This window comes from Roseimicrobium sp. ORNL1 (assembly GCF_011044495.1).
In the GTDB taxonomy this organism is placed as follows: Bacteria; Verrucomicrobiota; Verrucomicrobiia; order Verrucomicrobiales; family Verrucomicrobiaceae; genus Roseimicrobium.
The window spans coordinates 2,064,148-2,087,472 of the sequence record NZ_CP049143.1 but is presented as its reverse complement, the minus strand read 5'-3'; the positions used below and the strand labels follow the sequence as shown (position 1 = coordinate 2,087,472).

Here is a 23,325-nt window from a genome sequence, read left to right as displayed (position 1 = left end):
GTCATTCAGACTTGGGGCATCATGCAACTGCCACGTCTCCTCCTACCCCTCCTCTGTCTCGCACTCGGCACAACGATTGCGAGCGCAGAGGACCTGCTGCCCACTCTCATGACCACACGAGGCAAGCTCCTCGTGCAGCAGGATTTTGAAAAGCCCCTGCCGCCCTTCGATGGCAAGTCGAATGGATTCGCCAGCGGCTTCAAGGCATGGCGCTACAACTCCGCCGCGCGTGGCGGTCACTGGGACGTGGTAGATGGAACGTTCGTCGGGAAGGAAAATCCCGCCGTGCAGCATCCCGCCACCGCGTCCTACGGCTTCGACTTCAAGGATGTCGTCATTCAGTGCGAAGTGCAGATGCATGATGTGCCCATGGATGGCCGGCCTAAACGCTACGTACTAGTACGCACCACGGATACGAAAGACTATGTCTGCAGCGTGGGCATCGATGAAAAGGGCTTCAACATCCGGAAGGACGACAACGACCACGGTGGTCCCGACAAGACTGTGCCCCTGGGCCAGACACTGACCCCGATGGCGCTGGGCAAATGGCACACCGTGCTCTTCGAGATTCTGGGCGATGAAATGACCGTCACCGTGGATGGCAAGACCATGACCGGCCAGCATCCGCTCATCACCTCCGCGAAGTGCAGCGTCATGTTCGTGGCCGGTGTGGAGAGCGCGGCACGCAACTTCAAGGTCTGGGAGGCCACGCCAAATGCCGACTGGGCAAAGAACAAGGCCACCATCCTTGCCAGCATGAAAGCCAGCGGTGCCCTGCCCGTGGCACCTGCAGCGCCCGCAGCGAAGCCTAAGAGTTGAGCCGGCTCAATCGTCTTTCGCACACCATGCGCCTCCTGCTTGCCTCCGCCCTCTCCCTTCTCCTCGCCTGCACCGCTGCCTTCGGACAGTCGCCCGGTGACACTCGCATCGCGAAATGGAAGGACGATCGCACCGCGGTCTTCCTCCTGATGTTTGATGACAGCTGGCCGAGCCACTGGCAGGTGGCGGCGCCGGAGTTGGTAAAGCGCGGCCTGACCGCCACCTTCTACATCTGCCCCGCCAAGGGCGAGTACAAGGTCCACGCCGACAAGTGGGAAAAGGAACTGTGGAAGCAGGGCATGGTGTATGGGGTGCACACCATGACACATGGTGGCATCAAGGACGCACAACATGGCGAGTATGAAATCGGCGAGAACGCCAGCTACATCCGCACCATCGTCCCGCAAACCAAGGACAAGCTCGTCTCCTACGCGAGACCGGGAACGAAACCCGGAACCTGGAACATCACGAATGAAGAGGAAGCCACCCTGCTGAAGAAGCATCAACTCATCGACCGCCCTCCCTTCACCGGGCACGGCGCGGTCTACCACCTGAAGACGACCGAGGAGATGCTCGCGCTGGCGGACAAGGCCATCGCCGCAAAAGACATGGAGTACCTCGTGGTCCATGGCGTGGAGCGTGTGGGCCCCGTAGTGAAGTACCAGGACTTCTGGCCGCTCGCTCAGACGGTCTTCTTCCCGTTACTGGATGGCTTGAAGGAACGCTCGGAAAAAGGCGCACTCTGGGTGACCGACCACATCACCTATCACCAGTACCTCACGGAACACGACAGCGCCGAGGTGAAGGTCCTGGAATCCAATGACAAATCCATCCGCCTCCAACTCTCCACCAAGGCGGACCCGAAACTCTACGACCAGACACTCACCCTCGTCACCACGGTGCCTTCCTCATGGAAGAAGTGCAGCGTCACGCAAGGCACGCAAAAGGTCACCGTACCCGTGAGCAACGGCACCGCACGCTACGACGCCCTGCCCAGTGGCCCGGAGATCATGCTGCAGGAAGACACCACCCCATAGCACGTCGCATGCGCCTGCTCCTCTGCCTCAGCATCACCTGGTGTCTGCATCTCTTCACGAGCACAGGCGCCTCAGCAGAGGAGAGGAGTATCAACTTGGGCGAGTTGCCGCTGCTCTTCGCGGACGACAGCGGCATCTCCTCAAAGAGCGGCGTCACACGTACCATTCATCCCGCAAAACAGTCCACCACGCCGGTGCTGCAGGCGGATAAATTCTGGGAAGGCGACCGGGTCTACATCCACGGTTCCGTCTATCCGGATGAATCCAGCGGGGGCTTCCGCATGTGGTACCTCACCCGGCAGGAAGCCATCCCGAATATCAAGGACATCGCGGTTCCTGGATTCCGGCGGAACCGCTATGATGTGGTGCTGTATGCCACCTCGCGAGACGGCATCACGTGGGAGAAGCCTGTGCTGAATCTGCACGCTTTCGCCGGTTCCAAGGCGAACAACATCGTATTTGACCTGCACAGTCCCAGCGTGCTGCTAGACAAGCACGAGACGGACCCGGCCAAGCGCTGGAAGATGCTCGGCTACTTCGGAGGTGACTACTACGCGGCCGTCTCACCCGACGGCCTGAAGTGGACCAGCTATCCGGACAAGAAACCCATCTTTCCCGAGGGAGACAACATCAGCCTCGCGCAAGACCCCACCACCGGAGACTACCTCGCCTACCATCGCTTGCACGCCACCATCCGCGGCACGTCGCGTCGCACGGTGTGGCTTTCACGCAGCAAGGATTTTGCGACCTGGAGCAAGGCGGAACTCACCTTCGCCCCGGACGAAGCTGATGACGACTGGATCACCGAACCCAAGCAGCGCACCGAGGTGAACAACATGTCCGTGCTCCCGCATGCTGCGGGCTATCTCGGCTTCCCCGCCATCTTCCGCGTCACTGCGCCCGACCGCAAGAACCTCTCACCGGAAGGCAAGTCCATCCCCTTCCCCAAAGGTCAGAGTCCCACGGATGGCTACATTGATGTCCAGCTGATCACGAGCGCAGATGGACTCCACTGGCAGCGTACGGAGCCGCGTGTTCCGGTCATCGCGCGCGGCGCACCGGGTGGCTTTGACGCTGGCACCATCCTCAGCGTATCGAGCACGGCGGTGCACGTGGGAGATGAAACGTGGATGTACTACACGGGACTCACGACTTCCCATGGAGGAGCGCTTCCAGAGAAACGCAATGCCATCGGTCGCGCTGTCTGGCGGAGGCACGGCTTTGCTTCACTGGATGCAAAAGACGCAATAGGCAGCGTGCAGACCATTCCCCTCCACCTCACTTCTACCCGCCTCATCATCAATGCCGCCACAGGAAAGCATGGGCTTGTACGCATCGCGACGCTGGAGGCAAACGGTTCACCCATCCCGGGGCTCAGTCTCGATGAGAGTAGCGGACTACGCGAAGACGCCACGCAATGGGAAGCCTCATGGAAGTCGGGAGCCACCGTCCCCACAGACCGCCCGGTGCGCATCTTGATTGAACTCAAGAACGCAAAACTCTTCAGTCTCGCTGCGATCGCCGGCAAGCCGTCATGAGAATGACCTCCCCCAGTTCTCCCGTCCAAAAAACCATCCCACGGACTGAATTCTTTATGAATCGCCTGCTTCTCTCCCTCGCCACAGCGGCCACGTGCGTCTGTACCGCCTCCCTGGCGTCTGCTGCTGACGGCCCTGCCACGCCGAACCCCGGTCTTCGCTACTACTACCCCGTGCCAGCGGCGAATCCCGCGCAGACCATCCAGGTGGATGTGTGCGTGTACGGTGGCACTCCCGGTGGCGTGGCCGCCGCGACGCAGGCGCATCGCCTTGGGAAGAAGGCGGCGCTTGCTGTCTTCCGCCGTCATGTGGGTGGCATGACCTCCGGTGGCCTCACCGCGGTAGACGTGGGGAATGCACGCTCCATCGGCGGCATGGGTGCGGAGTTCCTGAAAAGCGCCAGCACCGCGAAGCGCGAGGCCATGAATGATGTGAGCGGCGAGCTGGGCTTCCGTCCTTCCCAGGCCGAGGTCATCTTCCAGAAGATGCTCAGCACGGCCAATGTGCCTGTCTACTACGAGCATCGCCTCAAGACCGTGGAGAAGGATGGCAACCGCATCACCGCGCTCGTCTTTGAAAACGGCAATCGCATCGAAGCCAAGATGTTCATCGATGCCACCTATGAGGGTGACCTCTTCGCACGAGCCGGCGTGAAGTACTTCGTGGGTCGCGAGGACAACAGCACCTATGGCGAAACGGTGAATGGCTTCCAACTCGCGAAGACCCACCAGTTTCGCTTCCCCGTGGACCCGCATGTTAAGCCCGGCGATTCCAGCAGCGGATTGCTGCCCGGCATCACCGATGGTCCGCTGCCCGCGCCCGGTACCGGCGACAAACTCGTGCAGGCTTACAACTTCCGCATGTGGGCGGTGAAGGCCGCAGATGGCATCGCGTGGCCCAAGCCGGAAGGCTACAACCGCGGCGACTTCGCCCTGCTGGAGCGTTACCTCACGACAGACCCGAATGCCGAGTGGAAGTTCACCTACGGCAGCGGCCCCGTGAAGCTCAATATCGGCGATTGTAACAACGCCGGCCCCATCTCCACGGACTTCGTCGGCGCCAGCAATGACTGGCCGGATGCGGACTATGAGACGCGCGAAAAAATCTTCCAGCAGCACGTGACCTACCAGCAGGGCATGATGTGGTTCCTCGCGCATGATGAGAAGCTGCCGGAAATGGTACGCGAGTTCACCAATGGCTTCGGCCTGCCGAAGGGCGAATTCGCCGAGACCAATGGCTGGCCACACGAGCTCTATGTGCGTGAAGGCCGCCGGATGGTTTCTGACTACGTGATGACGCAAAAGAACTGCGACAGCCGGGAAGTGGTGCCTGACAGCGTGGGTCTCGCCAGCTACACCATGGACTCCCACCACACCTCGCGTGTCCTCGTAGATGGCAAGGTGAAGGCTGAGGGTTGCATCGAGATCAAAGTGCCGCATCCCTACCCCGTGAGCTACCGTAGCATCGTACCGCGTGAATCCGAGTGCTCGAATCTGCTCGTCTCCGTGTGCCTCTCCTCCACGCACGTGGCGTACGGTTCCATCCGCATGGAACCGGTGTTCATGATTCTCGGCCAGTCCGCCGCGACTGCCGCAGTGCAGGCCATCGATACCGGCACGTCTGTGCAAAAGGTGGACTACGCCAAGCTTCGCGAGAGACTCATCGCCGACCACCAGGTGCTGGAGTGGACGAAGGAGATGCAGGAGGCCTCCGAGAAAACCAAGAAGAAAAAGTAACCACGCAAATAGCGCCCCTTCGTTCCTGCTCGATGAATGCCCGCGAACTCTCCGCCGCCCTCCACGAGGGACAACACGTCTTTGGCACGTTGATTGTCTCTCCCTCCCCACGGTGGCCGGAGGCGGTGCGGAGTTGCGGGTTGGATTTCGTCTTCATCGACACGGAACACATCGCGCTCGATCGCGAGCAACTCTCCTGGATGTGCCAGATCTACGGCAGCATGGGGCTCGCGCCGCTGGTGCGTATCCCCTCGCCCAGTCCCTATGAGGCCACTATGGTGCTGGATGGAGGCGCCGCTGGCATCATCGCTCCTTACATCGAGACTACCGCTCAGGTGCAGGCCCTGCGTGGCGCGGTAAAGTTGCGGCCCATCAAAGGTGGCAAGCTGCAGTCCATGCTGGACGGCGCTGCCGCGGAGCCCAACCTCCACGAATACATCACCTCAGCCGCTGCCGACCGCTTGCTCATTGTGAACATCGAAAGCCAGCCCGCCATCGATGCGCTGGATGACATTCTCGCCGTTCCCGGACTCGATGCCGTGCTCATCGGTCCGCACGATCTCTCATGCAATCTCGGCGTGCCGGAGCAGTACGACCATCCGGACTTCCTCGCCGCCTGTGAAACCATCTTCCGCAAGGCGCGAGCAGCGGGTATCGGCGCGGGCATTCACTTCTGGGGCAGCATCGAGCAGCAGGCCCGTTTCTTGAAGCTGGGGGCAAACCTGCTCATCCACAGCGCGGACATCCTGCTTTTCAAAAAACACCTGCCGCTGGAGCTCGCGGCCGTGAAAGAAGCCGCCGGGATCAGAAATGTCTCGAAATCTCAGGCCGCGGCAATCAACATCTAGGCATCTCCTCGCATGAAGCCGCTTTCCTTCTTCGCCGTTGCCTGTCTCGCGTTTGCCCTGCTTGCCAATGCCACTGCATTTGCCCAGGCTCCCGCCGCCACCGAGTCCGCCAAGAAGCCCCTCGCCATCGTGCTGAAGCTCGATGACCTCGTGAAAGGCGGCAAGCCACCGACCGCCTCGGTCTCGCCTCGCTTCCAGCGCACCGCAGATTTCCTGGAGGGTGAGAAACTCAAATATTCCTACGGCATTCTCAGCGACTCCTTGGAAGGCGACTGCCCGGCCTACGTCGACTGGATCAAGGAACACGTCGCCAAGGGGTATCTCGAGATTTGGCACCACGGCTACTACGCTCGCCTGCTCCCCCCGGAGATGAAGGTGAATGGTCGCACAGCGGAATACATGGGCGGCACGCCGGAGGAGCAGGCTGCGATGTTCCGCAAGTCGATCGACCTCGTGAAGCAGAAGACCGGCATTGAAATGATGGCTTTCGGTCCGCACAGCACCGCCATCGACGGCACCACGTACAAGGCACTCGACGGAATCCCGGAAATCAAGATGGTCTTCTACTACGGACCGCCGAAGGGTGTGACCACCAGCAAGTTCGTGGTGCAGCGCCTCATGGAGCTGGAGAAGCCGCTCTTCGTTCCCAATCCGGAAAATGTGCAAAAGACCTACGAGACGAAGAAGGACTCCGTACCCTACTTCGTCATCCAGGGACATCCGAATCAATGGGATGACGCGCGCTTTGAGAACTTCAAGAAGGCGGTGCTGTATCTCCGTGATCAAGGTTGCCGCTTCCTGACACCGTCTGAGTTGCTCAAGGAGCAGACGACGGCGAAGTAGTCACCTGCGATGAACTCCCAGGAACAAGAAGACGGAACGGGCAAAACTTCCTCACCGAGGAATCGCTACGTCCTCCGCACCGAGTCCGGGCATCCTGGCTATAGCAACACCGTGGTGCTAACCACCCCCACAGATCTTCGGAATCTTGCCGTAGACCTGCAGTCCCTGGCAGACAAGGGCGACGGAAGGGTTGAGCACTACGTCACCGAAGAACACTCTCCCAAGTCGCGAGGTTCTCTGGTGTTTGAAGTGATCTCTGAGCACAGCCTCGATACACTCCAAAAGTCCACTGCGAAGAGCGCGTGGCGACGTTCCCTTGGGTGCCTCCTCTCCCTATTTGTAGGTGCGCTGGCAGTATACGGATTTTATACTGCCATCTCACGCCTTCTCGGAACCCACAATTAGGCACGCGGCAGTGGAAAGATTGGGCTGCCGCGAGTCGTCACACACCCGCCGCATCATCGACACACTTGGAGGTCCAGTCGTGAGGGACCTCTCGGCGAAAACGTCCACGCATATTGCCCTCCTTCGCCCCGTTTCACCTTCCGACTGTCTGCTCATGAAACGCCTCCTTCTTCTCGCGGCCTTCCTTCTCCTTCATGTCTTTGAAACACGAGCGGACGAACCCACGGACATCATCGTCTACGGCGGCACTTCCGCAGGCGTCACCTCTGCGGTGCAGGCAGCGCGCATGGGTAAACGTGTCACCATCGTCGAGCCCGGCAAACATCTGGGTGGCATGAGTGCCAGTGGCCTGGGTATGACGGACAATGGCTCCACCGATACCATCGGTGGACTGGCACGGGAGTTCTACCAGAGGGTCTACCTTCACTACACAGAGCCCACGTCCTGGAAGACGGGCACACGCGAGGAGTTCCTCAACTGGCTCCCAAAGATCTGGGGTGTGGACGGGAAGCGCATGGAGGAGATCAAATCGCAGTTCCTCTTCGAGCCAAGCGCCGCGGAGAAAGTCTTCAATGACATGGCGCGCGAAGCAGGCGTGCAAGTGGTCTTCAACGAACGCCTCGATCTGAAGAACGGCGTGCGCAGGGACGGCCCGCGCATCACCTCCATTGTCATGGAAAGTGGTCGCGAGTTCAAGGCGACGATGTTCATCGATGCCACCTATGAGGGCGACCTCATGGCGAAAGCCGGTGTGAAGTACATCGTGGGCCGCGAGCCAAACAGCCAGTACGAGGAGTCGCTCAATGGCGCCTTCCCCTTCACGCCCGCTCCCTTTCCGAAAGTCAGCCCGTATGTCGTCGCCGGTGATCCCAAGAGTGGATTGCTTCCCCGCGTGGAAGCCAAGCCACCCGGCCCCAAAGGCACCGGTGACCACCGCGTGCAGGCTTACAATTTCCGCATCAGCCTCACCGACGTGCCGGAGAACCGCGTTCCGCTCACCAAGCCGCCGAGCTACAACCCGCTCGACTACGAACTGCTCGCCCGGCACATCGCGACCATGAAGAATGTGCGCCCCGGCCCACGCAAGCATGCCGCCATCGGCCTGCGAGGAAACGGTGGCGACCTCGGCATCAACTTCGAACTCGTGCCCAATCGCAAGACGGACTCGAACTGCGGCAGTGAATTCGGCAGCGACATGTACGGTGCGAGCTACGACTGGCCGGAGGCGGATTACGCAAAGCGCCAGGAAATCTGGGAGCTGCACAAGAACTACACCCTGGGATTGCTCTGGTTCCTGGCCACCGACCCACGCCTGCCTCAGGAAGTGCGGGATGAAATGCAGTGCTGGGGCCTGCCCAAGGATGAGTTCACTGACAACAGCCACTTTCCCTTCCAGCTTTATGTGCGCGAAGCCCGCCGCATGATCAGCGACTATGTGGTCACTGAGCACGATGCCAAGGGTGCCAGGACGGCGGAGGACGGTGTGGCTATCGGTTCCTATCCGCTCGATTCCCACGGCGTCACCCTGTATATCGACGAGAAGGGCGTGTTGCATCGCGAGCGCGGATTTTTTGTCGGCTCGAAATCCTTCCCCATCAGCTATCGCGCCATCCGCCCACGTGCAGAGGAGTGCACCAATCTGCTCGTGCCCGGCTGCCTTTCATCTTCCCATGCGGCCTATGGTTCCATCCGCATGGAACCGGTGTTCATGATGCTGGGACAAGCAGCCGCCACGGCAGCGAGTCTCGCCATCGAGCAGAAGACAGCTATTCAGGAGGTGCCTTACGCGAAGCTCCGCGAACGTCTTCTCGCAGACAAACAAATCCTCGATCGCCCAGCGCGTACCACCACCTCTGCGCCAGATACCGCCGCAGCCTCAGCGCCCGAAGCCGAGCTTGCAGCGGACCTGCAGGTGCTGGCGAAAAAGGACCTTATCACCTCACCCGACTACTGGCTCAAGCATGCGGTCAAAGGCGAACGCTGCGAAGGCGAGAAAGTCGGACCGCTGCTGCTTGGCATGGCGCGCACGCTGGGTGACGCATCCACGCACCAGGAGGCGGTTGCACTTCTGGCACAAAAGAAGGTGCTGTCCTCCACCGACTTCTGGGAGGCTAATGCTGTGCCCGGCAAATCCGTACCCGGCTCGTACATGCGCCTCGTGCTGCGCGGTTTTGCGAGCAGGGTGAAGTAAAGCTTCAAGCAGTCAGGTCAGGTGTGCGAGCGAATGCCGAAGGCCTTGGACTGCCATCTTCAGTTCTTAAAAAGACACGCCCACTTTCTCCGTATCATCGCCATCACCCATGTTGGCGGCTTTCCTCTCCCTGTTCCGTTTTCCCGGCCTGTGCTTGCTGGCTGTGGCCCTCTCTTCCTCCGCACTCGCGCAGGGCCATGCCCAATCATCCTCACCCATTCCGAAGATCCTCTTCGACACGGACATGGACACCGATTGCGATGATGCGGGAGCCATGGCCGTGCTCCACGCGCTCGCAGATCGCGGTGAGTGCGAAATCCTGGCTACGGTGGTGAGCGTCACCCACCCCGGCGCGGCACCTACCGTGGCCGCGATCAATGCGTACTACGGCAGGCCCGACCTTCCCATCGGAGCGCCGAAGAAAAACGGCAAGAGCCATCCCTCAAAGTATGTGGATCAGATTGCGAAAGAGTTTCCGCAATCGCTCAAGTCCACCGCCGATGTCCCTGATGCCGCGCTGGTCTATCGCGACATCCTCGAGAAGCAGCCCGACCAGACCGTGACCATTGTCACCGTGGGCTATCTCACGAACCTGCGAAACCTGCTTGAGCTTCCCGCTGAGGGCAGCCATGCCTCCGGAGCCGACCTCGTGAAGCAGAAGGTGAAGCTCTATGTGTGCATGGGTGGCAACTTCATCGGCTCACCCGCGAAGGATGACCTCAAGCTCGGCAATGTGAACTTCACCCGCGAGCCCGGCTCTGTCTTGAAGGTGATCCGAGAGTGGCCCACGCCCATCGTCTTCGCTGGCCGGGAGGTGTGTTCTGTTCCCAGCGGCCTGCAGATTGGCAGCAGCCTTGCGAACACGCCCATGAACAATCCTGTCCGACGATCCTACGAGCACTACTTCGGTGGCACGGCGAAGGACCGTCACGTTGCAGACCTTGCCACCGTGCTCTACGCCGTGCGTGGCCACCGCGACTACTGGGACATCCAGTCCACCGGCTACATGGACCTCAAGGACGACATGACCTTTGAGTGGAAGTCCAGCCCCGACAAAGACCAGTCCTACCTGCTCAAGAAGAAGGACGTCTCCGGAAAGCCGAATGATGCCTACGTCGAGTCCGTGCTGGATGAACTGCTGATCCAACCGCCCGCGGCGAGCATCAAGGAACAAGACAAGAGTGCCGACAACCTCAGGGAAGGCATCCTCACCCAAGAGGACAGTCCTCCGATCAAGGAGACCCGTCACCGGCTCCCGTTTTCATTCCCCGACTATTCGGGACATTGGAAGAAAGCAGGCAATACTCAGAACGAAGAAGAACGACATCGCCTGCTCTTGGAGATGTCCATGGATCCCGTCCTCAGCTCGGAACAACGCGCCGAAGCCGCCACGCTCGCCGCCTTCGTAGAAAAGTGGATGCAGGGCGGCCTCAAATTCTACAGCAAACAATGGGACGCGTATGACTTCGGCATTTCCGAAAAATCACGGCTCTATCCCATCACCGCGCTGTACCAGGGCCGCATGCGTGCGTGGCAGTTGATTGAGAACAGCACCATCCGAAGTCACCCGGTGGAGGGACCAAAACTGCATCAGCGTGCCTGCGAGGACTTCCGTCGCTTTCAGAAGGCCTTTCCGGAGAATCCCATCCCCGGCATGTATCTGGGACAGGCCATCCCCTGGGAGAAATCATTTCCTGATACACCTGATGCTCCTGAATGGGCCGTGCTGCAGCGCGAACAGATTGAGCGCCTGCGGGACATCATCCACTGGTGGATTGACCACCGCCAGCGCGAGGATGGCCAGTTTGGCGGTGGCTGGGGGGACGACTGCGAGATGTGGCGCTGGTGGGCAGTCGTGCTGATGGGATTCGAGGACAAGAAGTCCCTCGAAGCCCAGCTCAAGTTCTCCAAATCCGCCATGAACCGCCCCCATCTCAAAGGCGGCTTCAACCAGGAAATCACGGACGTGGAGCACGCAGCGGAAGACACCACGGATAATCTCATTCCCCTGATGGCGCTGGAGCCCGAGAACCAACGATGGAAGGATTGGGCGCTGAAGATGGGGCCCTTCATGCGGGACGCCTGGACGGGAAAGAACGAGCGCGGCCAGCTTCAGTTCAAGAGCTTCTACTTCAGCGCCACCGACACCAGCCCCGTGCCCACGCGGGCGTTTGATGTGATGGCGAACGTGGGCGCGCTGCACCCTGCATTCCTCATCTGGCAGCAGCAGAATGACTCCGTACTCGATGAAGTGCTACCCGCATGGCTGGACACCTGGGTGGACGCCACTGCGCGTGCAGAGAATGGCAAACCCGCCGGCATCCTGCCGTCCTCCATCCGCTGGCCGGATGGCGCCGCCGCAGGGGCCGAGAAACCATGGTGGGAACCGGTAAAGCCCGGCGGCTACATGCACTCCTACTACATCTGGCCAAGCGTCATCACTGAGCTCACCGATGCCCTCATCATTGCCCATGTGAAGACCGGCAAGGACAAGTACCTGCAACCCCTGCGCTCCATGGCCGCCATGCGCCTGAAGTGGCTGAGGGAAAAGGGAACCACCCATGCGAAGCCCGGCAGCGAAGCATGGTGCGCGGAGAACCTCGGGCCGCGCGAGAATGCGAACAGCAACTTCGGCGCACTGGTGAAGTCCCTCGCTCGTTGCAAGGCACTCACTGGCACAACTGAGTTCGACGAATTGCTCGCGCTGGAGAGCGCCCAGTACACTCTGCGCTCGGATGCCTCAGGCCGCGAAGAAATCACCGCTGCCCTGCGCGACAGTGCGAAAGCCTTGCGCGTGAACTTCGCCGGTTTCACCAGCGAAGTACGCTCCACGGACCGCGTGATGCGCTTCGCCCAATTCCTCGCAGAGGACTACAAATTCGACGACTACAAGGGCGTGACCCTGCCAAAACACGAACTGCTCTACCGCATGGTGAGCGGCGACACCAATGCCCCGCGTTTCCCTCAGATGGCCGTGCGATGGCTCACGCCAGCGAAGGACATCGCGGTATTCGTGACGAAAGCGAATACCAACCACCTCACCGCAGAGCTCTTCCACTTTGGCAAGGAAGACCGCTTTCTCGAAGCCGAACTCCGGCTGCTGAAGCCAGGCAGGTACAAGGCCTCACTGAAGGAAGCAGGCAACGTGAGCACGCTGCCTGCCATCGAGGTTAAAGCAGGTCCTTTCTCCAGGCTGTCTCTCAAACTTCCACCTGGGAAACTCGCCACCCTGGATATCCAGCCGGAGGGTTAGCTCCGGCTGGCATTGACGATGCAGGAAGGGACTCCGTCGCTCAATTCAACTGGAACGACTGGATGATTCCCGGCAGGTCACCTTTCACGCCCACGTCATAGACGGTCTTGATCTCCGGGTCTGCAGTGGTTGCCAGCATGATGATGGTCACCCCCTTGGTCGCACCCGGCTTGCGCACCATCACCAGTTTGCCGAAGACCTTCACGTCGCCTCTCGGCGTGCCCTTGAGCTCCGACTCGAAGATCATGGCCCGCCCCTTGTAGCCTGACACCTCTTCCTCGAACTGCGAGACTTCACGGTACCCGGGAAAGCCGGCGGCGAATTGCGAGCCGAGTTGCGCAATGAGCATCGGCATCGCCACCGCATCCACGCCATCACTCGGGATGTTGAAGTATCCCACGCCGAAGTTTTCAAACGTAAAATTGTCGTCGGTGCCGGGTGCCGTGCCCTCCTCCACCTTCACAAAGTTGCCTGAGCTCCGCACAATTTCGAACTGGGGCGGGTAGCTGAAAGTGAATGGCACCAGATGCTCCTGCATGTCTGCCGGGATGTTTCCCGACATGCTGTTGTAGCTTTTCCAATCAGCGGCAGGGATGATTACAGTGTGTCCTTTGCTCTCGGCTTTCTGCGCGGCGTAGAAGGCAAATCCAATGATTCCCAGTCCCACCAGCCCCAGAAGGAACAAACATCCACATCCACCGATGATCCACGGCAGGGCACTCTTCTTTTGGGGAGGTTGTGGCGGAACGGACGACGGGTAGGCGGGAGGTGTGTTCACGTAGTTTGGTGGGATGCTTGGCATCACATCAAGCACGGGCTGAACCGGAACTCAAAAAAAGCCGTACTACGGAAAAACCCGTTTACCTCACAGGACATCCGGCATTGCAAAATGCCTCATCGTCCCCAATGCACCCACGTGTCGTAGTCGATCGCCACTTTACTGCCGACCTGGTGCTCACTGAAGATGCGCTCCAACTCAGCAATCATCTCCTCATGCCCCGGCTGTCCTGCCGCAGGCGCATACGAAGAGGAGAGCAGCCGCCCCTTGAGTCCTTCGTAGTCGAATTGTTGGGCATTGGGAAAGGATGTGGAAGTGAACTTCCCATCCCGGAAGAAGCTCGCGAGCACCTTCTCATCCACCAGTTCGTAGCGTACCTGCCCGTAGTCCGTGGCATGTTTCAGCAGCAGCGACTCATACGCCACGAGGAAGGGCGTGGAGTCCACCTTGCGGACATTCCAGATGAGCGCCACCCAGCCGTCCGGATCCAGGATGCGATCAAACTCCGCGCGCGTCGCCTCTCCGGCGAACCAGTGAAACGCCTGGGCCGCCACAATCAGATCGACCGAATGATCCGGCAGCGTGGTAGCCGTCGCGGAACCCGCTACGCTGTGGAATCCCTGCCTGCCACCCAACATCGACTCGGCAGCAACGCGCATGTCCGCATTCGGCTCGACTGCATGAACGGTGCATCCCTCGCGCAGCAGGAACTCCGCTGAGATACCCGTGCCCGAGCCGATGTCTGCCACCACCGACCCCGCATTCAGACCCGTCTTCTCCCGGAGCAAGTCCAGGATTTCAGGCGGATACCCGGGGCGGTACTTCACATAGTCCGCGACACGATTGGAGAAACGTTTCTCAGGAGCACGGGATACGTCAGACATGAGGCAGTATCATGGAGAATTCACAGCCGCACAAGAAACACCACTACCCTGAAAAGGGTACAACGGGGCCAGATGCCCAGCTCCGTGCGTCGACGAGCATCAATGCCCGTCAACCGAGGTCGTTCTTCAGCACCACGCGATACCGCGCCTTGCCCGCGCGCAGGTGATCGAGCGCTTCATTCACCTGGCTCAAGGGGAACTCCTCCGTGATCGGCGGAATCCCATGCCGGGCCGCGAAGTCCAGCATCTTCGCCACGGTGGCCGGGCCACCCACCGGGGAGCCTGAAATGCTCTTCTGCCCTCCGATGAGGGAAAATGCCGCAACCGGGATGGGCTCCAACACCGCCCCCACCAAATGCAGCCGCCCCCTCGGCGCGAGGCTGCTGAGGATCGCATCCCACGGCATGGAGACATTCACGGTGCTAATGATGAAATCGAGTGAGCCTGCAATCTTCTTGAGTTGGCCAGCATCGCGTGAGCTCACCACGTGGTGTGCGCCCATCTTCATCGCCTCGTCCCTCTTGGAATCACTTGAGGTGAAAGCAAAGACCTCACAGCCCCATTTGCTGAGAAACTGCACCGCCATGTGGCCCAGTCCACCGATGCCAATCACACCCACACGATCCGTCGGACGCACCCCGAACTGGACGATGGGATTAAACACGGTGATGCCACCACAGAAGAGTGGACCCGCACTCGTCTCATCCAGTTGATCGGGCAGCGGCGTGGCCCAGGCCCAGTGGGCGCGCACACGATTGGCGAAGCCCCCATGACGGTTCACAATCGTCTGCTCCGCATTGGGACACAGGTTGTGGTTCCCCGAGAGGCACTGCGTACACGACATGCAGCTCTCCGAGTACCACCCTATCCCTACGCGCTGTCCCACCTTGACGCCCTTCACGTGGTCGCCAGCCGCCACGATGCGCCCCACGATCTCATGCCCCGGCACCAGAGGATACACAGACTGTCCCCAATCATTGTCGATCATGGAGAGGTCGCTGTGACACACGCCGCAGTACTCCACGGCGACCTCCACCTGTTCATCGCGTAACTCGCCGGGGTCGAAGGAGAACGACTCGAGTTTCTTTCCTTTTTCCGGGGCGGCGAATCCTTGAAAGCTGCTTTTCATGGGAAGATTGGGCTGAGTGTATGAACACATCGACCACGGACGTCCGCAGCCGTGCAATTCAGATTCGATACGGACAGTGATTACAGTCCGGTCTTTGAAAACTCACAAGCCCTTTAACATTTCCAGCGCGCGTTTCTCAAACAACGCCTGCCACTCCGGCGCGACCAGGGTGTCACAATCCTCCTGCGCATAGCCCGTGTTGCCCCGCTGGGCCGCGGTGGGTGTGTAGTAGATGTAGCCATTCGTATAACCCGCGACAAAGCAGTGCGGATGCGGCGCGGCCTTCTTGATATTGAGGCCCACCTCCACAGTCACCTCACCGGGAAACGTCACCATGCGAAAGTCTCCCACGCGCACAGCGGCCATCTCCACATCCAGCGTGGTATTGCCTGCGGCAACAGTTTGCGCCTGATGTTTCTTCAACAACGAGAGGTTGGCATTCAATCGCGTGAGTTTCTCCATAACCTCGATGTTGTACAAATACGCCTCAATGCTCGTGCGGTTGTCCGCATCCAGGCGGGTATAGTCCTCCCTGCCATTCGCCCCTTGATGCAGGTACTGCTGGGCATGCGCGGCCGGTTGCTCGGGGGAAAGACGATGCTGCATCAGCAGCGGCAGAAAAGATTTGAAGTTGAGATTGGTGCCGCGGAGAGACTTCGTGAGCTTCACCTGCTCCGCTTCATTCGCAGCGATCCGTCGCTCAAAGTCCGCCGCGCGTGGGAGGGCAATCGTCGTTCTTGTGACCCCCAGGGCCGCATCCGCGTTGGTCTTCATCTCCCTCACAGATTTCATGACACTGAGGCCCAGCATCGTCCCCAGTGGCTCCGCCTGCGGAGGATAAGCAACGCCTTTGTAGCCCACGGGATTGATGTCCCCACCACATCCCTGGATGAACAACGCCACTGCGCCGTTGCCAAGATCATCCTCGATCACCTTGGACGCAAAGCCGGGGTAGTCCGCTGAGTTCCCCGTGCTGGGTGGATTCATGATGGGATGGCACGCGAAGTTGTACACCACCGCGAGCGGCCGGCCATCGGCATGGTCCACACGGAGAATACCGATCTCCGGATCAATCGGCCCAACTGCCTTCACATCTTCATCCCGTGGCAGCGGATAGGCACGGCGCATGTCCACCTCGCTGCCGTCCTTCATCTTGATGCGGCGGTTCTCACTGATGCGTTGCTCGCTCCCCCTGCCCGTGGCTACGCGAGCCGGAGCCAGCTTTTTCCAGGCCTCCTTCACCGCTTGCACGGTCAGCGCCGCGGTGTCGGGTCGTGGAATCCCGTGACAGTGGCTTGTGTTGATGACCACACACTCCGGCGCGATGCCGAGCTCCTTCCGCAACTCACCGCGCACCGTCGCGAGGAAACCGTTCCCGATGCGGCCTATCTCGCCAATTGAGACCACATCCAGTGTGATGAGCACCACGGTGGTGTTCTCGCTCTTGAGCACCAGAGCCTTTGCATAGAGCGGGTCATTCATCACGGGCGTGGTGCGGTCGGTGATCTCCACACGTGCGGCGCCCGCTTGCAATGTTGCTGCCTGTACACGCACCGCCAACCCACTCCATGCCATCAGTACCGGCAGCAGCAGCACCATCAGCCTTGATATACGCCGAGGGCACATGACTCCAGGGCGACCGGAGTTGGACTGACGGAGACCTGAGAAAAAAGTGAGGTGGGACATGGCGGATGGGCAACCTGATGAATCAACGGGCAAATGGTCGATGCCTGACCTACCCAGCCAGTCCCACCGTTCTTTCACTTCCAATCTTTTAAGGCAAATCTGACTACAAAAAATTGCAGCCAATTTCCACGACCCATGCGATGCTGAAAGACCATGAAACAAAAAGCATCAGCAATCTGGAACGGCGGTCTCAAGGACGGAAGCGGAACCATCACCACCGGTTCCGGAGTGCTCTCCGGTGTCCCCTACTCCTTCCGCACCCGCTTCGAGGGTGAAAAGGGCACGAACCCCGAAGAACTGGTCGGCGCAGCGCACGCTGGATGTTTCTCCATGGCACTCTCCATGATCCTCGGCATGGCCAACATGACGCCGCAGAAGATCGAGACCGAAGCCACGGTCACCCTTGAGAAGGTGGGTGATGGATTTCAGGTCACCGCAAGCCACCTCGATGTGAAGGTCACCATTCCTGGTGCGGATGAAACCGCCTTCCAGGAGGCCGCTGAGGCCGCCAAGGCGAACTGCCCCATCTCGAAACTGCTGAATGCCAAGATCACGATGACTGCCACGCTGGAAGCGTAGCCTGGCGCACGAGAGACTTTGCCCAAAACAAAAGAGGCGGCTCACACGAGCCGCCGCTTTTGTTGTGCTACACATCTCACGGAGCAGGCTTCGTCGCACCGTTGGCCGGTGCCGCGGGCTTGACCTCGGGGGGCAGGCCCAGCTTTTCGCGCACGGTGTCCACCGTCATCTTCGCCACGGGAATGTCGTAACCGAGCGTATCGCCATTCGCTTGGAAGCCATTGCCGTCCACATCCACATAGATGGGCGTGTGGTAGGCCATGGGACGCAGACGAGATTGGTCGCTGCTGCCATAGCCCGTCTTCAGGTCACCTTCTTCCTCCACGGCCACCACGATGAGGTGTGCGTCCTTTTGCAGAGGCACCGTAATGGTCTGGTCAAACTGTACCACACCATCCTTGAACATCTCAGGGTGTGATTTCCGGGTGAAGTTCAGCGTGGGTTCCTTGCGGGAGTTCACCAGCACCTGGATGCGGTCGATGTTCACCCAGTCTGTGCACTGCACCTTCACCTTGAGCTGCACCACGCCATTCGCACGGACATCGTCACCCGGCATCTTTCCATCTGCGGTAGTGACATTGAGGAACGGTCCGGTGGTCAGGAAGTAGTGGCCCGCCTTCGCCTGCGCGGCGATGTCACCAGACCAGTCGATCTTCGCCGGTTCATCGGTCTTGCTGGGCAGGTACATGCGCCAGCCACCGACGCCATTGCCAAACACTGTGTGTGCATCGGCCACTGCCACCGGCTTCACGCGGAAGCCCGCATTGAGAAGCTGCAGCCAGATGAACTGGCGGACATAGTTCACCTTCGTGGCCAGGGCGCCCTTGGGACGGTTCAGCGTCCACGGGGAATCCGCCAGCACACCATCCCCGATGAAGTTTTCCGTCTCCATGCCATCCACCATGGCTTCGATGCCCACCAGACCACCGTCCGGCTTGCTGTCGAGATTGCGATCATTGAAGAGGAAGGCGTTGTCCGGATGGTTCACCTGCACCCAGCGGTCCGCGCGCTCACCCTGCCAGCCGCGCAGCGTCAGCGCCGCGATGCGTGCATCGAGATTGTAGACGGGCGCGCCATTGTCCTGCAGGAAAGGTTCCACCGTCAGCGGGAAACAGTTGAGGTGCGACGCACTGCCTGTGAGTTCCATGCCTACCACGGTCTGGATGTCATTCTGCAGGCCAAGGCTCTCGATGATGGGCCGCCAGTCATAGATGCGGTTGTGCTCCGTGGTGGGTGCAAACTCGATGTGCTCCGCCGCCAGGTTCGTCAGACGATCCGGCGTGCCGCAAATGTTATCACCGCTCTGCGTGGAGTGATTATGAAAGTCCGCACTCACCCAGCCGGTGCTGTCGACCAACCTCTTCAGGGTCCCCTTCACCTCCATCTCCTGCCCCGGAGCCAGCGTCACTTCCTGCGCGAGGTGACTGTGCTCAATTCCACGCGTCACCACCACACGGTACTTGCCAGGCGGCACCTGCACGGTGAAGTCACCACGCTCGCTGTGCCACTGGTCACGGCAACCATGCGCGCGCATCACGGGGCCCAGGTCCACCGGCGGCGTCTCGCCCTGCGCGAGAATCTGCGCCTTGCACGGGATGCTGCGTCCGCTCTCATCCGTGATGGCGAACTTCAGGCGCGTGGCGGGCTCCAGCGCGGCAGAGATGTTGACCGTCTTGCCAGCCGCAATCGTCACCTCCTGCATCACCGCAGGCCGACCCATATCTTCCACCACCACTTGATGCTTGCCCGTGGGGAGGGTCAGCGTGATTTCGCCCTTCTCATTGGGATATCCCTTGAGCACGTTCTTGTCATCTACGAGCGAGACGGAAGCAGAGGTTACCGGCTGGCCCGCCTTGTCCGCTACCTTGACCGCAAGCGTGCCTTCCTTGCCCTCGCGCTTCTCACGCACGCGGCCCCAGGCTTCCGCAGGAGAGGTTCCCACCGCGAGGAAGCGCGCCCAGGTCACCTGCTCTCCCGGTGCCAGTTCCACCTCTTCGGCAGGGGGCTCTTTCTTCCAGTCTTCCAGCGGGAGATTGGCATAGGCATAACCAGCCTTGTCGCGAGGGTCCACCGCATCTGCCCACTGGATACCATCCTTCTGGCCGCTTTCGTTGAAGCGAGTCCAGGCGTCCTTGGTCTTCGTTTTGATTTTTTCCTTACCCTCGTTACGCAGCGTGGTGATGACCCAGATCCCGTACTCGCCATCACGAACGCGGTACTCGTGCCGCTTATATATTCCGTCATTCTTCGCTGCGGTCGTCACCGTTTCCACAGAAGCAGCGTTCTCATCATCTTCTGCCACCACCCGCACCCAGGAGACCTGCCCCTTCTGCCCAGCGGGACCGAAGTAGATGAGCTGGTCATTCTGCGCGCCCGCCAGAGTCAGGTCATACAGGCAGCCGGGGGTCACGCCGTCCGCCCCGTAGAAGGTGCTCATGTTCGCGCGACGCAAGGGAGCATTCTGGGAAATCAACGCCACCACCTTGTCATTGCGCAGCACAAAATCCCCACGAATACCATCCGCCTCCTTGCCTTGGGGCAGGTCACCTTCACGGCCTTCGCCGATTTCAAAGGATTCGGCCGCGGACACAGAGGTCGATAAGGAAAGACACGCTAGCAGGGTGGAGAAGGGCTTGAGGATGCGCATGGCAATCTCTCGTACGCTCCGACCTACCGGGAGCAAGCAACATTTTTTTCGCTCCGAACTCTCCCGGAAACCAGCACCCTTTCTGTCATATTCGCGCGCCGTTTGACAATGGATTCAGACATTTTGTCTCACACCATAACTCGGTGTTTTACTTCTGATTTTTTGAATTTTGAAGCGACCTGCATGTCTAACATAGTGAACCCCCTTTTACAGTCATGCGCGCCCCCTCGCCCATACTGCGCTTCCCATGGTTCAATATTGATGGACTTCTGAAGCGATTTCACGACCCTGCTCCCGCCTCAGCCCAGGATCCCCCCAGAATAGGTCTGGTACTCTCCTGCGGCGGTGCGCGAGGCCTGGCACACATCGGTGTCATCCAGGTCCTGGAGGAGGCACAGATACCCATCTCTGTCATCATGGGCAGCAGCATGGGAGCCTACGTAGGCACGCTGTGGGCAGCGGGCGTCCCCGGGGAGGAACTGGCCAAGCTGGCCTCTGAAATCCGCGACCGCCGGACGCTCATCCGCCTGCTCGATCTTGCCGTGCCTCCGCTGCAAGGATTCCTTCGAGGTCACAAAGTGCGCAAGCATCTGGAGCGCACCCTGGGTGAAAAGACCCTGGGAGACCTCGCCACCCGCATGCATGTGGTGGCTACCAATCTCGACACGGTGCGAGGGGAAGTACTGCCTCCCACCACCCCGGCTGCGGCCGCGGTGCAGGCGAGCTGTGCCATTCCCGGCATCGTGTCACCGGTTTATCTGAATGAGGCACGCTGGATCGACGGCGGCGCCGCGGAGCCTCTTCCTGTGGAATTGCTACACAAGGTCGCGGATCTGGACTATATTATAGCCGTAAATGTGATGCCCACTCTGGAAGACATCTCTTCCAGCAAGATGCAGAGCTATCCCATTCCGCCGCCCATTCCCTCTTCGATGGTGTCCCGTTTCTTTGGGTCCCTCAGCCGGAATCTGAACCTCTTCGCCTACGGCAATGTGCTGGATACCTTCAAGCGCTGCCTGACGAGTTCACAGCTCCGCGTCATTGAGCATGAAGGCGCGCGTGCCGACGTGCTCATCCATCCCTTCTGCCAGGAGTCACGCTGGTACGACTTCGAAAACTTCAATCGCTATATAGAATCGGGCCGCACCGCCGCCCTGGAGGCACTGCCGCAGATTCGGAAGCTGCTCCAGATTCCGCGCTCCGCGGCCCCGTCACCATCGGAGCAGCCGCCACGCCCGGGAGTGGTCCTGGGACCGAATGACGAGCAGGCAGGCTATGCAGTCGCCGCTGCCGCCGAGGGCGGCCAGCCGCAGTGACTCCCATCATTTTGTATCATGTATCAACATCGCCATCAATCCAACCTCATGAACGACAACAGCCATGAAACCCTTCCTCTCCTCTCCACTGTGGGACGCCGGCACGCCGGAGTTCTGGAAATCCTGGCAGATTCGCCGCCTTCGCGAATATCTGAAACATAGGGTGCTGCCTTTTTCAGCGCACTATCATAAGATGTTCGAGGAGCACGGGATCAGCCCGAACGACATCCGCTCCTTTGAAGACTGGGCCAAGGTCCCGCTCTCCAGCAAGGTTGACCTCACAGAATCCCGGGAAAAACAGCGTGAGTTTGTGCTCATTCCTGACCAGAAGATTCTCACGCGCGAACCGCGCACCATCTTCAATGCCATCTTCCACGGCAAGCAGTATGCGAAGGACAAGCTGGAGGCGGAGTTCCGCCCCATCCTGCTGACCAGCACCACAGGACGCAGCAGCGATCCGGTGCCCTTCGTCTACACAAAGCACGACCTCGCTCATCTGGAGCTGGCCGGGAAGCGCATCATGGAAGTGGGCCGCAGCGACCGCGAGTACCGCCATGTGAACATGTTCCCCTACGCGCCACACCTCGCCTTCTGGCAGGCGCACTATGCGGGACTGGGACTCGGCACCTTCATGCTCTCCACCGGTGGCGGGAAGACGCTCGGCACCGAGGGAAACATCAATCTCATCGAGCGCATCCAGCCCGATGTCATCATCGGCATGCCCACCTTCATGTACCACGTCCTCCGTCAGGCCGTGGAGGAGAAGCGCCGCTGGCCGAACATCAAGCGCATCACCCTCGGCGGTGAAAAGACTCCCCAGGGCCTGCGTGCGAAGCTGCGTGAACTCTGCGCCCAGCTCGGCTCGCTTGGCGTGCACATCATCAGCACCTACGCCTTTACCGAGGCGAAGATGGCCTGGCCTGAGTGCCCCACCATGCCTCATGAAGGCGCGAGCGGATTCCACCTGTATCCAGACCTCGGCATCATCGAGCTCATCAATCCCAAAACGGGAGAAGTGGTGCCGGATGGTACGCCCGGGGAAATCGTCTACACCTCGCTGGATGCCCGCGGCACCATGGTGTTGCGCTATCGCACGGGGGATATCGCCGAGGGCGGTATCACCTGGGACATGTGCCCGCACTGCGGTCGCCACTGCCCGCGCCTCATCGGCCCCATCTCGAGGGTGAGCGAGGTCCGCAGCCTCAGCCTGGACAAGCTGAAAGGCACGCTGGTGGACTTCAACATGCTGGAGCACCTGCTCGACGATCAGCGCGGTGTCGCCGCCTGGCAGATCGAGCTACGCAAGCGCAACGATGATCCTCTGGAGTGTGATGAAGTGCTGCTGCACGTCACACCCGATGATGCCGTCAGCGAGAGCACCTTGCGTGAGCACCTGAATCGCCGCTTCCTGGAAGTGACCGAGTTGAAGCCGAACGCCATCCACTTCCACACGCTCGCGGAAATGCGCGAACTGCTCGGCGTGGGCCGCTTGCTGAAGGAAGAAAAGCTGGCAGACCGCCGCCCCAAAGTGGGCGCGGCCGGCACTTCCGTCCCCTCCCCTTCGTCGTCTTCGCAGCAGTCGTCTGTGAAGTGACTTCCCGAGACGTCCACTTACCACCGGGGGCGCGAGCCCCTG

17 protein-coding genes are annotated in these 23,325 nt (G+C 60.2%); 12 read left to right on the top strand and 5 right to left on the bottom strand.

All coding sequences use genetic code 11. The features are described 5' to 3' along the window. Nucleotides 1-21 precede the first annotated feature (21 nt). The 9 genes from G5S37_RS08365 (at nucleotide 22) to G5S37_RS08325 (ending at nucleotide 12,670) form a co-directional block, all read left to right on the top strand. Nucleotides 22-819, top strand: a complete 798-nt coding sequence (locus tag G5S37_RS08365; RefSeq protein WP_165202651.1) for a hypothetical protein — start codon at nucleotides 22-24, stop codon at nucleotides 817-819. A gap of 26 nt (nucleotides 820-845) precedes the next feature. Then, complete coding sequence (locus tag G5S37_RS08360) at nucleotides 846-1,856, top strand: polysaccharide deacetylase family protein (RefSeq protein ID WP_165202649.1); 1,011 nt, start codon at nucleotides 846-848, stop codon at nucleotides 1,854-1,856. An 8-nt stretch (nucleotides 1,857-1,864) separates the two neighbouring features. Beyond that, the gene (locus G5S37_RS08355; protein ID WP_165202647.1) at nucleotides 1,865-3,394 is read left to right on the top strand and encodes a hypothetical protein; all 1,530 of its coding nucleotides are present in this window, start codon (nucleotides 1,865-1,867) and stop codon (nucleotides 3,392-3,394) included. Nucleotides 3,395-3,450: 56 nt separating this feature from the next. Continuing rightward, nucleotides 3,451-5,130, top strand: coding sequence for an FAD-dependent oxidoreductase (locus tag G5S37_RS08350; protein WP_165202644.1), 1,680 nt, complete (start codon nucleotides 3,451-3,453; stop codon nucleotides 5,128-5,130). A 32-nt stretch (nucleotides 5,131-5,162) separates the two neighbouring features. Next, the gene (locus G5S37_RS08345; RefSeq protein WP_165202642.1) at nucleotides 5,163-5,978 is read left to right on the top strand and encodes an aldolase/citrate lyase family protein; all 816 of its coding nucleotides are present in this window, start codon (nucleotides 5,163-5,165) and stop codon (nucleotides 5,976-5,978) included. Between the two features lie 12 nt (nucleotides 5,979-5,990). Continuing rightward, complete coding sequence (locus G5S37_RS08340; RefSeq protein WP_165202640.1) at nucleotides 5,991-6,821, top strand: hypothetical protein; 831 nt, start codon at nucleotides 5,991-5,993, stop codon at nucleotides 6,819-6,821. A 9-nt stretch (nucleotides 6,822-6,830) separates the two neighbouring features. Then, a complete protein-coding gene (locus G5S37_RS08335; RefSeq protein ID WP_165202638.1) occupies nucleotides 6,831-7,226 on the top strand; it encodes a hypothetical protein in 396 nt (131 codons plus the stop codon). Between the two features lie 154 nt (nucleotides 7,227-7,380). After that, entirely contained in the window at nucleotides 7,381-9,417 is a 2,037-nt protein-coding gene (locus tag G5S37_RS08330) for an FAD-dependent oxidoreductase (protein WP_165202636.1), read from the top strand. A gap of 109 nt (nucleotides 9,418-9,526) precedes the next feature. Then, nucleotides 9,527-12,670: a nucleoside hydrolase gene (locus tag G5S37_RS08325; RefSeq protein ID WP_165202634.1), complete on the top strand. Its 3,144-nt coding sequence runs from the start codon at nucleotides 9,527-9,529 to the stop codon at nucleotides 12,668-12,670. A gap of 40 nt (nucleotides 12,671-12,710) precedes the next feature. Here the strand turns inward: G5S37_RS08325 and G5S37_RS08320 are convergent, their stop codons facing one another. The 4 genes from G5S37_RS08320 to G5S37_RS08305 all read right to left on the bottom strand — a co-directional run bounded on the left by G5S37_RS08320 (nucleotide 12,711) and on the right by G5S37_RS08305 (nucleotide 17,060). After that, nucleotides 12,711-13,472, bottom strand: coding sequence for a hypothetical protein (locus G5S37_RS08320; protein WP_165202632.1), 762 nt, complete (start codon nucleotides 13,470-13,472; stop codon nucleotides 12,711-12,713). Nucleotides 13,473-13,564: 92 nt separating this feature from the next. Further along, nucleotides 13,565-14,332: a class I SAM-dependent methyltransferase gene (locus G5S37_RS08315; RefSeq protein ID WP_165202630.1), complete on the bottom strand. Its 768-nt coding sequence runs from the start codon at nucleotides 14,330-14,332 to the stop codon at nucleotides 13,565-13,567. A gap of 109 nt (nucleotides 14,333-14,441) precedes the next feature. After that, nucleotides 14,442-15,461 carry an NAD(P)-dependent alcohol dehydrogenase gene (locus tag G5S37_RS08310; RefSeq protein WP_206026357.1) on the bottom strand — a complete coding sequence of 340 codons (1,020 nt, stop codon included), beginning with the start codon at nucleotides 15,459-15,461 and terminating at the stop codon, nucleotides 14,442-14,444. Between the two features lie 102 nt (nucleotides 15,462-15,563). Further along, nucleotides 15,564-17,060, bottom strand: coding sequence for a hypothetical protein (locus G5S37_RS08305; protein ID WP_240914837.1), 1,497 nt, complete (start codon nucleotides 17,058-17,060; stop codon nucleotides 15,564-15,566). 240 nt (nucleotides 17,061-17,300) lie between these two features. Between G5S37_RS08305 and G5S37_RS08300 the strand changes: the two genes are divergently transcribed. Further along, entirely contained in the window at nucleotides 17,301-17,726 is a 426-nt protein-coding gene (locus G5S37_RS08300) for an OsmC family protein (protein WP_165202626.1), read from the top strand. A gap of 76 nt (nucleotides 17,727-17,802) precedes the next feature. On the opposite strand, the gene G5S37_RS08295 is transcribed toward G5S37_RS08300, so the two are convergent. Next, a complete protein-coding gene (locus G5S37_RS08295) occupies nucleotides 17,803-20,373 on the bottom strand; it encodes a CehA/McbA family metallohydrolase (protein WP_165202624.1) in 2,571 nt (856 codons plus the stop codon). A gap of 215 nt (nucleotides 20,374-20,588) precedes the next feature. On the opposite strand from G5S37_RS08295, the gene G5S37_RS08290 reads away from it, so the two are divergent. Together G5S37_RS08290 and G5S37_RS08285 are read left to right on the top strand one after the other, a co-directional pair. Next, nucleotides 20,589-21,689, top strand: a complete 1,101-nt coding sequence (locus G5S37_RS08290) for a patatin-like phospholipase family protein (RefSeq protein ID WP_165202622.1) — start codon at nucleotides 20,589-20,591, stop codon at nucleotides 21,687-21,689. A gap of 64 nt (nucleotides 21,690-21,753) precedes the next feature. Beyond that, nucleotides 21,754-23,283, top strand: coding sequence for an AMP-binding protein (locus G5S37_RS08285; RefSeq protein ID WP_165202620.1), 1,530 nt, complete (start codon nucleotides 21,754-21,756; stop codon nucleotides 23,281-23,283). Nucleotides 23,284-23,325: the final 42 nt, after the last annotated feature.